Raw genomic sequence first — 13,539 nt, forward strand, 5'->3', positions numbered from 1 at the left:
CCCGGGGGGACCCCGTTCTCGTCACGGTTCGGACACCGCACGCCCGCGCCCGGGAGCGTCCGCTCAGCCCACCGACTCCTCAGCCCTTCGGCGGCGGGGCCGACTCCTCACCCCACCGGCAGCCGGGCCGGCTCCAGCAGCCGCACCGCCACGTCCGGCGCGAAGCCGCTGTCGCGCGCGACCCGTCGGGCGAACTCGGCGACGCCGGCCAACTGCCGCTCGCCGAGCGAGAAGTCGAGCGCCTCGCTGAAGTACCGCTCCAGTACGTCCGCCTCGAAGGTCTCCCAACGGGCGGCCTGCTCGGCGACCTTGGCGGCCTCCACCAGCGACAGGTCGCGGGACTCCAGGAAGGCCCGGTGCACGGCCGCGGTCAGCTCCGGGCAGCGCTGGGCGAACTCGCGGCGCACCGCCCAGACCGCGAAGACGAACGGCAGGCCGGTCCACTCCTTCCACATCTCGCCGAGGTCGTGGACGGTCAGCCCGAGGTCGGCGGCCTGCCCGAGGTAGGCGCGCAGTGCCGGGTCGCCGATCAGGACGGCGGCGTCGGCTTCGACGAGCATCGCGCTGAGGTCCGGCGGGCAGCTGAAGTAGTCCGGGTGCACGCCCTCGCGCTCCTCCAGGAGCAGTCGGGCGAGCCGGACCGAGGTGCGGCTGGTGGAGCCGAGGGCGACCCGGCGGCCGTCGAGGTCGGCGAGCGGCACCTTGCTCACGATCAGGCAGGACATCACCGGGCCGTCGCTGCCGACGGCGATGTCGGGCAGGACCAGCAGGTCGTCGGCGTTGCGCAGGTACTCGACGCAGGTGATCGGACCGATGTCCAGGGCGCCGGCGACGAGCTGGTCGCTGAGCTTCTCCGGGGTGTCCTTGGTGAGGTCCAGATCGAGCAGATTGCCGGTCCTGGCGAGTCCCCAGTAGAGGGGGACGCAGTTCAGGAACTGAATATGGCCGACCCGAGGCCTGACCGGGGTGTTGTCCCCGCCCGGGGTGTTCTGGGGCTCCCGCGTTCGCGCGTCCGGTGTTTGTGCGTCCGGTGCTGCCACTGCGCCGCTCCCTTGCTGTTCGTACGCCTTCCCGCAGCGTATGCCCGCCGTTCACGACGGCTCGCACCGGCCACCCGACACGCCCTCACACGTCCCCAACGCCCCTTTCCACGCCCGCTCCAGCCCTTCCGACACGCCTCCTCGGCGCCGTAAGTGACCTCTGGTCGTCACAGCTGCCGCATGCTAGCGTTGCCCTCAGTTGCAGTTTGATTCCCCTTGCAGTACTTGAAGCCTGCGGAGCATGTAACCGCAGGCTTTTTGTAGTTTTTCAGCAATATCGAAAAACTTCGGACTCGTCCGGAGGCAGGGCGATCAGCGCAGCGGACCGGGCGTCACACGGTGTGGCCCCCGACACGCATCGCAAGGAGAACGGCATGGCCACGGGAACCGTCAAGTGGTTCAACGCTGAGAAGGGCTTCGGCTTCATCGCCCAGGAGGGCGGCGGCCCGGACGTCTTCGTTCACTACTCCGCCATCAACGCGAACGGCTTCCGTTCGCTGGAGGAGAACCAGACGGTCACCTTCGACGTCACCCAGGGTCCGAAGGGCCCGCAGGCGGAGAACGTCACCGCTGTCTGACCATCCTCTGATGATCTGATCGCTCGGGACCCCGACGGGTCCATCGACGGCTGGCAGCCGTCACCATGAGCACACAAGAGCAGTACCCAAGGGGGCCCGCCTTTCGGTGGGCCCCCTGCCTTTGGGGCCGGGCCCGAAAGGCAGCAGGGCACGCGGAAGGGCCCTCTCCCCACCGGGGGAAGGGCCCTTCCGTTGGTACGCCGTGTACGCCGTGTGCGCCGTGAAACGTCAGGCGGCGACGGCAGCCTTGGCCGAGGCCTGCGCCGGGGCGCCGGCCGGCTCGTCCAGCAGGTCGCCCTGCGGGTCGTTGTACGCGGCGACGTCGAGGATCTTCTCCCGCGCGGCGACCACGACCGGCACCAGAACTTGACCTGCGACGTTGGTCGCGGTGCGCATCATGTCCAGGATCGGGTCGATGGCGAGCAGCAGGCCGACGCCCTCCAGCGGCAGGCCCAGGGTGGACAGGGTCAGCGTCAGCATGACGATCGCGCCGGTGAGGCCCGCGGTGGCGGCCGAGCCGACCACCGAGACGAACGCGATCAGGATGTAGTCCTTGATGCCGAGCTCGATGTTGTAGACCTGGGCGACGAAGATCGCGGCGATCGCCGGGTAGATCGCGGCGCAGCCGTCCATCTTGGTGGTGGCGCCGAACGGCACCGAGAAGGACGCGTACTCGCTCGGGACGCCGAGGCGCTCGGTGACGCGGCGGGTCACCGGCAGGGTGCCGACCGAGGAGCGCGAGACGAAGGCCAGCTGGATCGCGGGCCAGGCGCCCTTGAAGAAGTGCAGCGGGTTGAGGCCGGCGGCGAAGCGCAGCAACAGCGAGTAGACGACGAACAGGACGAGCGCGCAGCCGACGTAGATGTCGAGGGTCAGCGTGGCGAAGGGCTTGAGCAGGTCCCAGCCGTACTTGGCGACGGACTTGCCGATCAGACCGAGGGTGCCGAGCGGGGAGAGCCGGATGACCCACCACAGTGCGGTCTGGGTCAGCTCGAGCACGGACTCGCTGAGCTTGAGGACCGGCTCGGCCTTGGCGCCGAGCTTGATGATCGCCGCGCCGACCACGACCGCCATGAAGACGATCTGCAGCACGTTGACCTTGGCGAAGGCGTCGACGATGTTGGTCGGGAAGATCCCGGTCAGGAAGTCGATCCAGGTGCCCTTGGAGTCGAGCGCCTTGAGGCCCTCGGTCTTGAGGTTGGTGCCCTTGCCGGGGTTGGTCAGCAGGCCCAGACCCAGGCCGATGCCGACCGCGATCAGCGAGGTGATCATGAACCAGAGCAGCGTGCGGGTGGCCAGCCGGGCCGCGTTGGTGACGTTGCGCAGGTTGGCGACGCTCACCACGATCGCGGTGAACACCAGCGGCGGGACGGCCAGCTTGAGCAGCTGGACGAAGATCTTGCCGATGGTCTCCAGGGTGGTGGCCAGCCAGGAGATGTCGGCGGCCCGGGCCAGGTAGCCGAGGCCGACGCCGAGCACGAGGCCGGCGACGATCTGCACCCAGAACGGTGTCTTGCGGATACGGGCGAGCACGGACGGCGACGAGGTCGCCTCGGGCGCTGTGGACATGGGGGAGCGTCTCCGGGGGAGGGCGTTGCTGACGATGAGGTGTGGGGTGGAGCAGGCGGCACGGCGCGGGGCCGGACGGGAAGGGGCCGGGCCCCCGGTCAGGGGCGTGCCGCCGCGATACAGCTCGGGGACGTACAGCCCAGGGCAGTACAGCTCATGGCGCGACAACGGCGCGGGCTGTCCACAGCACCGGTCAGAGCGCACGGGCGGGCGGCGCCGGGCAGCGGGCCCGGGCCGTGCATCCGCAGTGCGTCTGAGGCTGACATGGCCGATACGTTAGCAGTAAAGGTTTGAGATGTTCAAAGTACTTGTTTGAGATCGCGCCCAACCCCCTCCCTCTCGCACCCCACGCCGAACCCGCGCTCCGGGCACGAACGAGACTGACGCCCCATCAGCCCCGAGTGGCGGCCCGATTGACCGCCGAGCAGTTATACGTATAACTTTGACGACGTCCCTGCCCTCGCCTGCCCAGACCGGAGAAGACGCCGATGGGCTACCTCGCCCTGCTCCGCGCCCCCCACGTCACCCGCCTGCTCCTCGGCACCCTGCTCGGCCGCCTGCCCGCCGGCATGACCGCCCTGGTGATCGCCCTCGCCCTGCGCGAGGCCGGCGCGCCGTACGGGCGGATCGGGCTGGCCACCGCCGCGTACGCGATCTCGGCGGCCGTCGGCGGGCCGGTGCTCGGACGGATCGTGGACCGCACCGGGCAGCCGCGCGTCCTGCTCGTCGCGGCCGCGGTGGCCGGCGGCGGGTACGCCCTGCTCGCTCTCGCCCCCGGCTCCCCGCTCGCCGCTCCCGTCGGCGCCGCGATCGCCGGCCTCGCCATGCCCCCGCTGGAGCCCTGCCTGCGCTCGCTCTGGCCGGACGTCGTCGAGGAGGAGCAGCTCGACACCGCCTACGCCTTCGACTCCGCCTCCCAGCAGATCCTCTACGTCGCCGGGCCGCTGGCCGTCGCCGGGATCGCCGGCCTGTTCAGCCCGGTGGTCGCGCTCTGGGTGGCCGCCGGGCTGGGCCTGGCCGGCGCGCTGATCGTGGCCACCGCCGCACCGGCCAAGGCCTGGCGCGCCCCGGTCCGCGAGCACTCCGCCGGACTGCTCGGACCGCTGCGCTCCCCCGGCCTGGTGCTGCTGCTGGTCGGACTGGCCGGGGCCGGCTGGGCGGTCGGCGCACAGAACGTGCTGTTCATCGCCTACGCCGAGCACCACACCGGCGCGCTCCCGGGCGGCGCGGGCACCCTGCTGGCGCTGGCCGCGCTCGGCGGACTGCTCGGCGCGCTCGCCTACGGCGCGGTCAAGTGGCGCCAGACCACCGCCACCCGCACCTGGGTGATGGCGCTCGCGATGGCCGCCTCCTACCTGCCGCTGGTCGCCCTGCCCGGGCCGTACCCGATGGCCGCGCTGGCCTTCCTGTCCGGGGTCATGCTGGCGCCCCTGCTCGCGGCGGCGTTCGTCCTGGTCGCCGAGCTCGCGCCGACCGGCACCGTCACCGAGGCCTTCGCCTGGCTGGTGACGCTGTTCGCCACCGGCAACTCGCTCGGCTACGCGGTCTCCGGCAACCTGGCCGAGGACTCGCTGCGCCCGGTCGCGCTGTGCGCGGCGGGCGGGATCGCGCTCGGCGGGCTGCTGCTGCTCGGTGCCCGGCGCTGGTTCCACCCGGTGCCCGCCGCACCCCGTCTGGCCCAGCCCGTCCCGGTGGGCTGAGGCCCGCCCCGGTGGGCCGAGCCCACCCCCACGGCGATGTCGACGGTGGTCGCGTCCGGGGTCCAGCCGACGAACTCCATCCCGGCGGGGAGCGTGTCGGTGATCCGGCCGTTGGTGCAGTCGGGCACCGAGCAGGTGTAGCGCAGGGTGTAGGTGACGTTATCGCCGGGCGCCACCCTGGCCCTGTCGACCGTTTTGGTGAAGGGACGGCGGCCTCGGCGGGCGGGGCGGTGAGGGTGCCGGTGAGCAGGGTGGCCGCGAAGAGGCCGAAGGCCGCGGCCAGTCGGGCCGCTCTGGGCAGGCGTGGGGTTCGTGGTCGGGACGTCCGCATGGCGGAATCTCATCGTCCGCCGTTTCTCCCGAGCCTGCGACGCGAGAGGGACCGACCAGTAACCGCCTGTTCGGACTGATCCGACAAGATGGATGCACTGGTGACGTCAAGTCAGGTACGTCAGATGCGTCGGGTACGTCAGGTGGGTCAGGTAGGTCAGGTGGGTCAGGTGGCGACGGGCCAGGCCGACGCGGTCGAGGCCCGCAGCACCAGCGAGGTGGCCAGCGGCGCCACCGGCTCCACCCGCTCCCCGCGCAGCAGGCCCGCCAGCGCGGCCGCGCCCGCCCGGCCCAGCTCCTCGCCGGGCAGGTCGACGGTGGTCAGCGGCGGGGCGAGCAGCGCTGACACCGCGACGTTGTCCATGCCGACCACGGACAGGTCCTCCGGCACCCGCAACCCCAGCTCGGCGGCGGCCTGGTAGACCCCGGAGGCGACCACGTCGTCGTCGCAGATCACCGCGTGCGGCCGGTCCGCCCGGGCCAGCAGCCGGTCCGCCACGGTCCGCGCGGCCCGGTGCCCCTCGTTCAGGCTCACGCCCAACTCCACGACGTCCAGCCCGAGTTCCCGTACCGCCCGCTCGAAGGCGGCCTGCCGCACCCGGAAGGTGTACGCGGCGTGGGTGGAGCGCAGCCGGCCGATCCGGCGGTGCCCGAGGGCGGCCAGGTGCTCGACGGCGGCGCGCATCCCACCGGCCACGTCGAGCTCGACGGTCGGACGGGCGCGGTCGGTGCCCGGGTCGGCGTCCAGGAAGACGGCGGGGGTGTCGGCGGGCAGCTCGCCGAGCTGGCTGTCGTCCGGGGAGCAGATCAGCAGGCCGTCGAAGCGGCCGGCGGTGGCGGCCTCGGCGAGGGTGGCGCTGCCCCAGCCCGAACTGACCACGACCGCCAGGCCGTTGCGGCCGGCCTCCTGGTGAACGCCTTCCAGCACCCGACCGAAGAACGGGCCCTGGAGGTTCGGCACCGCGAGCAGGATCATCCCGCTGCGGCCCAGCCGCAGCTGCCGGCCGGCCGCCTGCGGACGGTAGCCGAGGCTGCGGGCGGCCTCGCGGACCCGCTGCCGGGTGGCCTCGGAGACCCGGCGGCCGGCCTCGGCACCGGAGAAGACCAGCGACACGGTGGCCTGGGAGACCCCGGCGAGCCGGGCCACGTCCCGCCCGGTGGGCCGACGGACGGGGGCCGGCCAGGTCCCGAGCGCACTCTCGGCGGGCACCTGATCAGGTGCCTGACCGGACGGCTGACCGGACAGCTGATCGGACCGCCGCCCAGGCGGCTGCCCGGGCGGCGCGGAGTCTGGGGTGGCGGGCACGGCGGCTGCGGCGGGGTCGGCGGTCGAGAGTGGGGCCGGGGTCAGCTCTGCCCGGCGGTCGCCGCGCGGGCGGCGTCGTCGGCGGCGTCCTCCTCGGCGTTCTGCGCGGCGATCCGCTCGGCGGTACGGCTGCGCATCCCGGAGACCTTGCCGCTGATCTGCGCGGACATCTCGTCGCGCTGCCTGCTCAGCAGCGCGTAGCTGAGCGGCGCGGAGGCGACCGCGGCCAGCAGGAACAGGAAGATCATGCCCGCCTCGCCGCTGACCGGGATGACCCGGAAGTGACCGAGCAGCAGGGCCACCAGCAGGCAGCCGAGGAAGATGCTGACCCGCATGGAGGTGTAGCGGAGCGTGGCGTGCGACTTCTCCGGGCCGGTGCTGCTCACTGGGACACATCCTTCTCGTTGCACGGGGGCGGGCCGGGCGGGGGCGGTCCTCCAGTCAAGCATGCCTGACGGCCGGCGTAGGGCACGGGTCACCCGCCCCGGCTGTTCTCACCCGTCCGTGGCGGGTCGGCGCAGGTCGAGCCACATCGTGATGTCGTCGCGGTCGTCCCCGGGGGCGACCCGGATCGCGGCCGGCACCCGGCCGACCTCGCGGTAGCCACTGCGGGCGTAGAAGCGCTCCAGCCCCAGGCCGCCGCGCGCGGTGAGCCGCAGCGACTGCAGGCCCCACTGCCTGGCGATCCGCTCGGCCTCGGCGAGCAGCTCGGCGCCGTAGCCGCGGCCCTGGCAGTCGGGGTGCACCATGACCCGCTTGAGCATCCGCCAGTGCTCCATGGGGCCGAAGCGCATCGACTGGAAGAACAGCACGCCCACCAGCCGGCCGGTGTCGCCGTCGTGCGCGGCCAGCAGCCGGTCCGGGCCGTCCGGCCCGACCTCGGCGAACTGGCGGTCGGCGGTGTCCCACACCTCGTCCTCGGTGACCGGCGCCACGAAGCCGACCGCGCCGCCGGCGTTGGTGACGTCGGTCCAGAGCCGGACGATGTCCGTCCGCAGGTCGGGGTCGAGCTTCGGGTCCAGGGTGAAGGTGAGCGCCATGAGGCGGAGCCTAGTTCTCCGGCCCGACAGTCCTACGGGAGGACCGGTACCGCCCGGTCGGTCCGTCCGGTGCGCAGGGCCAGGCAGAGCCCGACCGCGACCGCACACAGCCCGCCGGCGCCGTACCAGGTCAGGTCGTAGTTCCCGAGCGCGTCGCGGGCCAGGCCGGCCAGTCCGGCGACGACGGCCGCGCCGATCTGGTGGCTGGCCAGCACCCAGCCGAAGACGATCGGGGCGTCCTCGCCGAAGTTCCGGCGGCACAGCGCGACGGTCGGCGGCACGGTGGCGACCCAGTCGAGGCCGTAGAAGACCACGAAGGCGAGGATCGGCGGGTGCAGCGAGCCGGCCAGCAGCTGCGGCAGCAGGAACAGGGACAGGCCGCGCAGCCCGTAGTAGACCGTCAGCAGCACCCGGGAGTCGACCCGGTCGGTGAGCCAGCCGCTGAAGATCGTGCCGAGCACGTCGAAGACGCCGATCAGGGCGAGCAGGCTCGCGGCGGTGGTGACCGGCATGCCGTGGTCGTGCGCGGCCGGGATGAAGTGGGTGCCGACCAGGCCGGCGGTGGTGGCGCCGCAGATCGCGAAGGAGCCGGCCAGCAGCCAGAACGCCCGGGTGCGGGCGGCGTCGCGCAGCACCCGCACCGAGCGGGCCAGCGCGCGGCCGTCGGTGACCGGTGGGGGCGGCTCCTCGGTCGCGCCGTACGGGAGCAGGCCGAGGTCGGCGGGCCGCTCGCGCATCAGCAGCAGGACCGGGACGGCGACGGCGCTGGCGGCGAGCGAGACCACGACCACGGCCGAACGCCAGCCGTGCTGTTCGACCAGCCAGGCGCCGACCGGCAGGAAGACCAGGTTGCCGGCCGCGCCGGCGGCGGTCAGCACACCGGTGACCAGGCCCTGGCGGTCCCGGAACCAGCGGCCGGTGATGGTGGTGGCGAAGGCCCCGGCCATCGAGCCGCTGCCGAGGCCGACCAGCACGCCCCAGCAGAGCACCAGTTGCCAGGGCTCGCGCATCAGCATGGTGAGCCCGGAGCCGACCGAGATGGTCAGCAGCGCGCAGACCACCACCAGGCGCACCCCGAACCGGTCCATCAGGGCGGCGGCGAAGGGGGCGGTGAGGCCGTAGAGGGTCAGGTTGACGGAGGTGGCGAGGGAGATCGTTGCGAGCGACCAGCCGAACTCGTTGTGCAGGGCGTCCATCATCAGGCTCGGCGTGGACCGGAAGCCGGCCGAGCCGAGCAGGACGAGCAGGGCGACGCCGGCCACCACCCAGGCGTAGTGCACCCGGGGGCGCTCGGCCGGTGCGGGCCCGCCAACCGGATCGGGGGCGGTCGGATCGGGGGCGGGTACGGGGGTGAGGGCGCTGCGTTCGGTCACACGAGGAGTGTTCCGGGCCGCCGCGGCCCGGACGAGTGGCCTGAATGACAGCTTTCGCAAGAATCGGGCCACGGCCCCGCGTACGCTGGCCCGGACCCACCGACACCTGAGGGGACGACATGGCGCACCTGGTCGCGGTACTCGCCCTGGAGGGCGTGATCGCCTTCGAACTCGGCATCCCGGCCCGCATCTTCGGCGGCGCCAAGGACCCGGCCGGGCAGCCGCTCTACGCGGTCGCCACCTGCACCCTGGACGGGCGGCCGGTCGCCACCAGCGCCGACTTCCGGGTCGCCGTCGACCACGGGCCCGAACTCCTGGCGCGGGCCGACACGGTGGTGATCCCGGCCTCCGCCGACTCCGGCCCCGCGGTCGCCGACGCCTGCTTCACCCCGGCGATCGCCGCCGCCCTGGCCCGGATCCGGCCCGGCACCCGGCTGATGTCGATCTGCACCGGCTCCTTCATCCTGGCCGCCGCCGGACTGCTGGACGGCCGCCCGGCCACCACCCACTGGCGCTACACCGAGCGCTTCGCCCGGCTGTTCCCCCGGGTGCGGCTCGACCCCGACGTGCTCTACACCGACGACGGCGACATCCTCACCTCCGGCGGGGTCGCCGCCGGGGTGGACCTCTGCCTGCACGTGGTGCGCCGCGACCACGGCAGCGCGGTGGCCAACGCGGTGGCCCGCAACTGCCTGGTGCCGCCGTGGCGCGAGGGCGGCCAGAAACAGTACGTGGAGGCCCCGAGCCCGGTGGACGCCGACGGCCACGGCACCGCCGCGGTGCGCGCCTGGGCGCTGGAGCACCTGGACCAGCCGCTCGCGCTGCGCCGGCTCGCCGACCGGGCGGGCATGAGCGTCCGGACCTTCACCCGGCGCTTCCGCGAGGAGACCGGCGCCAGCCCGGGCCAGTGGATCACCACCCAGCGCACCGAGCGGGCCCGCCAGCTGCTGGAACGCACCGATCTGACGATCGACCAGATCGCCCGGGAGTCCGGCTTCGGCACCGCCGCCTCACTGCGGCTGCAACTGCGCGGCCGGCTCGACGTGGCGCCGAGCGCCTACCGGCGCACCTTCCGCGCGGCGCCCCGGGAGGTCCTCGGACAGGTCCTCGGGTAGGTCCTCAGATTCCGGCGGTCGTGCAACAGCGACGAGTGGCCGGATTCCGCCGCTCCCCGGTGGCGTATTGGATGGCGGCAGGCCGAGCGCACCCCGAGCGCGGCACGGCACGCCGCCATCCAATCGCGATGCGCGGGCCCTGAACCCGCGCCGTGGCCTCCGCACTCGCCGAGGAGCGGCCCGTGACCGACAGTCCGCGGCCCCCTCGCTGACACGATCCCCCTGGACAGCGGCACCGCGGCGGTGGACGGACGACCCCTCGGCGTCCCCTCGCAACGGAGAGCCGCACCCAAGCGTGATCAGTCGGATACGTCACGTCAATGGGTAGTCCGAAATTCGGAATGGTTGCGTCACCTTTCGGCCGGTGATCGCCAACGGTGATCGGCAGCGGTGATCGCTCCCGTGATCGCCACGCTTCCCGGGCCGCCGGGGAAGCCGCTATTGCGCCAAAGCCGCCCAGTCCACGTCGGCCAGCGGATCGGCCGGCCGGGCGTCGGAACCGATCTCGCACCAGACCCGCTTGCCGGAGCCGTCCGGGTACCAGCCCCAGCGCTCACAGAGCAGCTCGACCAGCTCCAGGCCGCGCCCGTTGGTCGCGTCCTCGTCCGGCCCGGCGTGCCGCGGCGCCGGGGCGGCCTGGCTCGCGTCGGCGACCTCCACCCGCAGCGGGCCGGCCGCCCGGGCCTCCTCCTCGGGGCTCTCGGTCACCGGCAGGCAGAGCCGCAGCACGGCCGGACAGCCGGTGTGCACCACGGCGTTGGTCACCAGCTCCGAGACCACCAGCACCACCGTCTCCGCCATCGGCGCGTCCGGGTCCACCCCGTGGTTCAACAGCCGCGAGCGCACCCACCGACGAGCCCGGCCGACCTCGGCGGGGTCCGCCTGCACCGCAAGCTGTACCTGAAGAACCTGCACCGCTCCACCACCTGCACTCGCAGTTCGGCCTAAGTCCCGATCGGGCCGGATCGACCGGCCGACGGGCCCTCGCACTCCGCCCGGCGCCACCCGAGCCGCACCCGGGCGATCGCCCGGTCCGTCCACCCGCGCCCACTCGTCCGCGCCGACCCGTCGGTCGCGCACCGGCCGCGACACGAATACGCCTCAGGATGGGCGGACGGACGGACCGCAGCAAGCGCTTCCGGCATATTCCGGCGATCGGGGGACAGGGCAGTGCATACTGTCCCGCTCACTCTCGCGAGCCTCGTACCGGCGCTCGTCCGGCCCGGGCCGACCCGCCGGTCCCGCAGTCGGGAACCTACCTCCGGACGACCCCGGCACCCCGGCCGCCACTCGCGAACCACCCGTGCGACATATGTCCAGCGGCTCTCGAACAGCGGCGACGACGGACGGTCCCACCAGCCGACCGTCGCACCATGTGAAGATCCCCGCCGAGCCGGCGCTCCACGCCCACCCGGCGATCCACCGACACAAGGAAACCGCGAAACAGCGATCCGCGAGGACGGGTTCCGTTCTTGCCGGATTCCCTCCCGCCGCGGACCGGCCGCAAGATACCGTTGGGTAAGCCAGCGACCCCGGGCAGGAGGGTGGATCCCGATGGCCACCCCGGAGCGGACCCCGCGCTGGGACGAGCAGTTGCAGCGCCGCCTCGCCCGCGGCGAGGAGACCGCGCTCGGCGAACTCTACGACCAACTCGCACCGATGGTGCACGGCCTGGCCGGGCGGATACTCGCCGACCAGACCGCCGCCGTCCAGCTCACCCGGGAGATCTTCGCCCACGTCTGGGAGCACCCCGAGGACTTCGACCCCGCCCGGGGCACGCTCCGCTCCTGGCTCGGCGCACTCACCCACCGCCGCGCCGTCGAACGGCTGCGGGCACGGCGGGCCACCGAACTCGTGCCGGGCGGCGACACCCGGGGCACCGAGGCGGAGATCCGCGCCGTGGCCACCGCCGCGCGTGTCCAGTACGTGGTCGACTCCCTGCCCCAACCCCTGCGTGAGACCATCGCGGTGACGTACTACGACGGCCGCACCTACCGGGAGACGGCCCGGCTGCTCGGCATCAGCGAGCAGGCCGCCAAGCAGCGGATGCGGCTCGGACTGGAGCTGCTGGCCACCGAACTGGCCGAGGAACGCGCCCGCCAGGACGAAGCCGGGGACGGGGAGACGTGAGCAGCACGGAGGAGCAGCACGACGCCCTGCGCTCGCTGCTCGGCGCCTGGGCCCTCGGCGCCTGCCCGGCCCGCGACGCCGCCGACCTGGAAAAGCACCTGCGCGCCTGCCCGGAGTGCGCCGACGAGGCGGCCCGGCTGCGCGACGCGGCCGGCTGGCTCTCCCTGGACGAGCCGCTGGACCAGCCCGGCTCGCTGCGCCAACAGGTGCTCGACTGGTGCCTGGCCCGCCGCCCGGCCCAACTGCCCCTCCCCGCCTGGGGCATGCCGTACACCGCGGAGACCGCCAAGCTCGACGCGCTGCTGCGCGACCTCGGCCCGGAGGAGTGGCAGGAGGTCGCCGAACTGCCGTGGCACGGCGGCACCGAGCGGCTGCGCCCGGCCGAGGTGCTCGGCCGGCTGACCGCCGTGGACGGCTTCCTGGCGCTCGCCCTCGGCCTGCCCGACCCGGTGCCGACCGCCCCGGGCGTCCCCGCCCCGGCCGCCGAACGCCGGGTGCCGTCGCAGGACCCGGCCGTGCCGCCCGCCGCGCCGCGCGTCCCGCCACAGGGCGGCCCGTACCGCGCGATCACCGCGCGCACCGCCCGGATGCTCGCCGACCAGGGCGCCCTGCCGCCGCAGTCGGTGCGCTCCCGGTGGCGGCGACAGACCCACGACCTGGTGCGCAGCGCCGCGCTCGCCCCGCAGGGCAACACCCCGGTCGACTACGGCTGCGCGGTGCTGCCGCTGCGCGACGCCTTCGTGGACCGCGCCCTGGAGTGCTACGTGCACGGCGAGGACGTGGCCCGCGCGGTCGCCTACCCGTACGACCCGCCGGCGCCGCAGCACCTGCGGCAGATGGTGGAGTTGGTGGTCCGGCTGCTCCCCCGGGCGCTGGCCGGCCTGCGCGCCGCCCGTCCCGAGCACGCCGGGGCGCCGGCCGCGCCGGACGGCGGGGGCCGGACCACCCGGCGGCTGCGGCTGGTGGTCGACGGCCCGGCGGGCGGCGAGTGGCTGGTCCCGCTGGACGGGGGCGAAGGCACGAACGGCTCGGCCGACCCGGACGCGGGGCCGCCCGGCGGGGAGCCGGTGGCCTCGATGGTGCTGAACGGCCTGGAGCTCTGCCAGTTGGCCGCCGCGCACCGCGACCCGGACCGGCTGCCGGTCGGCGAGCACGGGGACCGGGCCGCGGTCCGCGAGGTGCTGCACGCGCTCCCGCTGCTGTCTCGGCCGTAAAGGCCGTTACACGGCTTACACAGCGGTTTACGCGGTTTACGCGGCGGTTAGGGCGTCCGCCAGTAGGTGCCGAGCTAATCGGTAGTAGCAGGGCAGGCACGGTTCGCCCGATCATGGAGTTCTCTACGCTTCATGATCACCGGG

General features: G+C 73.5%; 12 protein-coding genes and 1 pseudogene. 5 read left to right on the forward strand and 8 right to left on the reverse strand.

The window, feature by feature from the left end:
- Positions 1–107: 107 nt before the first annotated feature.
- Entirely contained in the window at positions 108–1,040 is a 933-nt protein-coding gene (locus ACZ51D_RS06695; protein ID WP_465616526.1) for a menaquinone biosynthetic enzyme MqnA/MqnD family protein, read from the reverse strand.
- Between the two features lie 374 nt (positions 1,041–1,414).
- Here ACZ51D_RS06695 and ACZ51D_RS06700 point away from each other — a divergent pair, with 374 nt between their 5' ends.
- Positions 1,415–1,618, forward strand: a complete 204-nt coding sequence (locus ACZ51D_RS06700; protein WP_097236595.1) for a cold-shock protein — start codon at positions 1,415–1,417, stop codon at positions 1,616–1,618.
- Between the two features lie 228 nt (positions 1,619–1,846).
- Here ACZ51D_RS06700 and ACZ51D_RS06705 read toward each other — a convergent pair whose 3' ends face one another.
- On the reverse strand, positions 1,847–3,187 hold the full coding sequence (locus ACZ51D_RS06705) for a dicarboxylate/amino acid:cation symporter (protein WP_465616524.1): 1,341 nt from the start codon (positions 3,185–3,187) through the stop codon (positions 1,847–1,849).
- 488 nt (positions 3,188–3,675) lie between these two features.
- On the opposite strand from ACZ51D_RS06705, the gene ACZ51D_RS06710 reads away from it, so the two are divergent.
- Positions 3,676–4,887 (forward strand): MFS transporter, encoded by a 1,212-nt coding sequence (locus tag ACZ51D_RS06710; RefSeq protein WP_465616522.1) that lies wholly within the window; start codon positions 3,676–3,678, stop codon positions 4,885–4,887.
- A gap of 35 nt (positions 4,888–4,922) precedes the next feature.
- On the opposite strand, the pseudogene ACZ51D_RS06715 reads toward ACZ51D_RS06710, so the two are convergent.
- From ACZ51D_RS06715 to ACZ51D_RS06735, 5 genes and pseudogenes are all read right to left on the reverse strand, one after another.
- Positions 4,923–5,231 (reverse strand): annotated as a pseudogene (locus tag ACZ51D_RS06715) (hypothetical protein); the annotation flags it as partial.
- Positions 5,232–5,383: 152 nt separating this feature from the next.
- The gene (locus ACZ51D_RS06720; RefSeq protein WP_360494556.1) at positions 5,384–6,427 is read right to left on the reverse strand and encodes a LacI family DNA-binding transcriptional regulator; all 1,044 of its coding nucleotides are present in this window, start codon (positions 6,425–6,427) and stop codon (positions 5,384–5,386) included.
- Between the two features lie 137 nt (positions 6,428–6,564).
- Positions 6,565–6,909: a DUF4229 domain-containing protein gene (locus ACZ51D_RS06725; RefSeq protein ID WP_360494559.1), complete on the reverse strand. Its 345-nt coding sequence runs from the start codon at positions 6,907–6,909 to the stop codon at positions 6,565–6,567.
- Positions 6,910–7,017: 108 nt separating this feature from the next.
- Positions 7,018–7,563 (reverse strand): GNAT family N-acetyltransferase, encoded by a 546-nt coding sequence (locus ACZ51D_RS06730; RefSeq protein WP_465616520.1) that lies wholly within the window; start codon positions 7,561–7,563, stop codon positions 7,018–7,020.
- 32 nt (positions 7,564–7,595) lie between these two features.
- Positions 7,596–8,936 carry an MFS transporter gene (locus tag ACZ51D_RS06735; protein WP_465616518.1) on the reverse strand — a complete coding sequence of 447 codons (1,341 nt, stop codon included), beginning with the start codon at positions 8,934–8,936 and terminating at the stop codon, positions 7,596–7,598.
- A gap of 119 nt (positions 8,937–9,055) precedes the next feature.
- Between ACZ51D_RS06735 and ACZ51D_RS06740 the strand changes: the two genes are divergently transcribed.
- On the forward strand, positions 9,056–10,051 hold the full coding sequence (locus ACZ51D_RS06740; RefSeq protein ID WP_465616516.1) for a GlxA family transcriptional regulator: 996 nt from the start codon (positions 9,056–9,058) through the stop codon (positions 10,049–10,051).
- Between the two features lie 438 nt (positions 10,052–10,489).
- Here ACZ51D_RS06740 and ACZ51D_RS06745 read toward each other — a convergent pair whose 3' ends face one another.
- Positions 10,490–10,966 (reverse strand): ATP-binding protein, encoded by a 477-nt coding sequence (locus tag ACZ51D_RS06745; RefSeq protein ID WP_465616514.1) that lies wholly within the window; start codon positions 10,964–10,966, stop codon positions 10,490–10,492.
- 639 nt (positions 10,967–11,605) lie between these two features.
- Between ACZ51D_RS06745 and ACZ51D_RS06750 the strand changes: the two genes are divergently transcribed.
- Entirely contained in the window at positions 11,606–12,181 is a 576-nt protein-coding gene (locus ACZ51D_RS06750; RefSeq protein ID WP_360494574.1) for a sigma-70 family RNA polymerase sigma factor, read from the forward strand.
- On the forward strand, positions 12,178–13,395 hold the full coding sequence (locus tag ACZ51D_RS06755) for a zf-HC2 domain-containing protein (RefSeq protein WP_465661403.1): 1,218 nt from the start codon (positions 12,178–12,180) through the stop codon (positions 13,393–13,395). The genes ACZ51D_RS06750 and ACZ51D_RS06755 overlap by 4 nt, the downstream gene beginning before the upstream one ends.
- Positions 13,396–13,539 lie beyond the last annotated feature (144 nt).

Source organism: Kitasatospora sp. NPDC033851 (assembly GCF_055576085.1).

Coding starts and splice junctions, on each gene's coding strand:
- ACZ51D_RS06700 (WP_097236595.1), top strand. CDS start 1,415: ATGGCCACGGGAACCGTCAAGTGGTTCAACGCTGAGAAGGGCTTCGGC.
- ACZ51D_RS06705 (WP_465616524.1), bottom strand. CDS start 3,187: ATGTCCACAGCGCCCGAGGCGACCTCGTCGCCGTCCGTGCTCGCCCGT.
- ACZ51D_RS06710 (WP_465616522.1), top strand. CDS start 3,676: ATGGGCTACCTCGCCCTGCTCCGCGCCCCCCACGTCACCCGCCTGCTC.
- ACZ51D_RS06730 (WP_465616520.1), bottom strand. CDS start 7,563: ATGGCGCTCACCTTCACCCTGGACCCGAAGCTCGACCCCGACCTGCGG.
- ACZ51D_RS06740 (WP_465616516.1), top strand. CDS start 9,056: ATGGCGCACCTGGTCGCGGTACTCGCCCTGGAGGGCGTGATCGCCTTC.
- ACZ51D_RS06750 (WP_360494574.1), top strand. CDS start 11,606: ATGGCCACCCCGGAGCGGACCCCGCGCTGGGACGAGCAGTTGCAGCGC.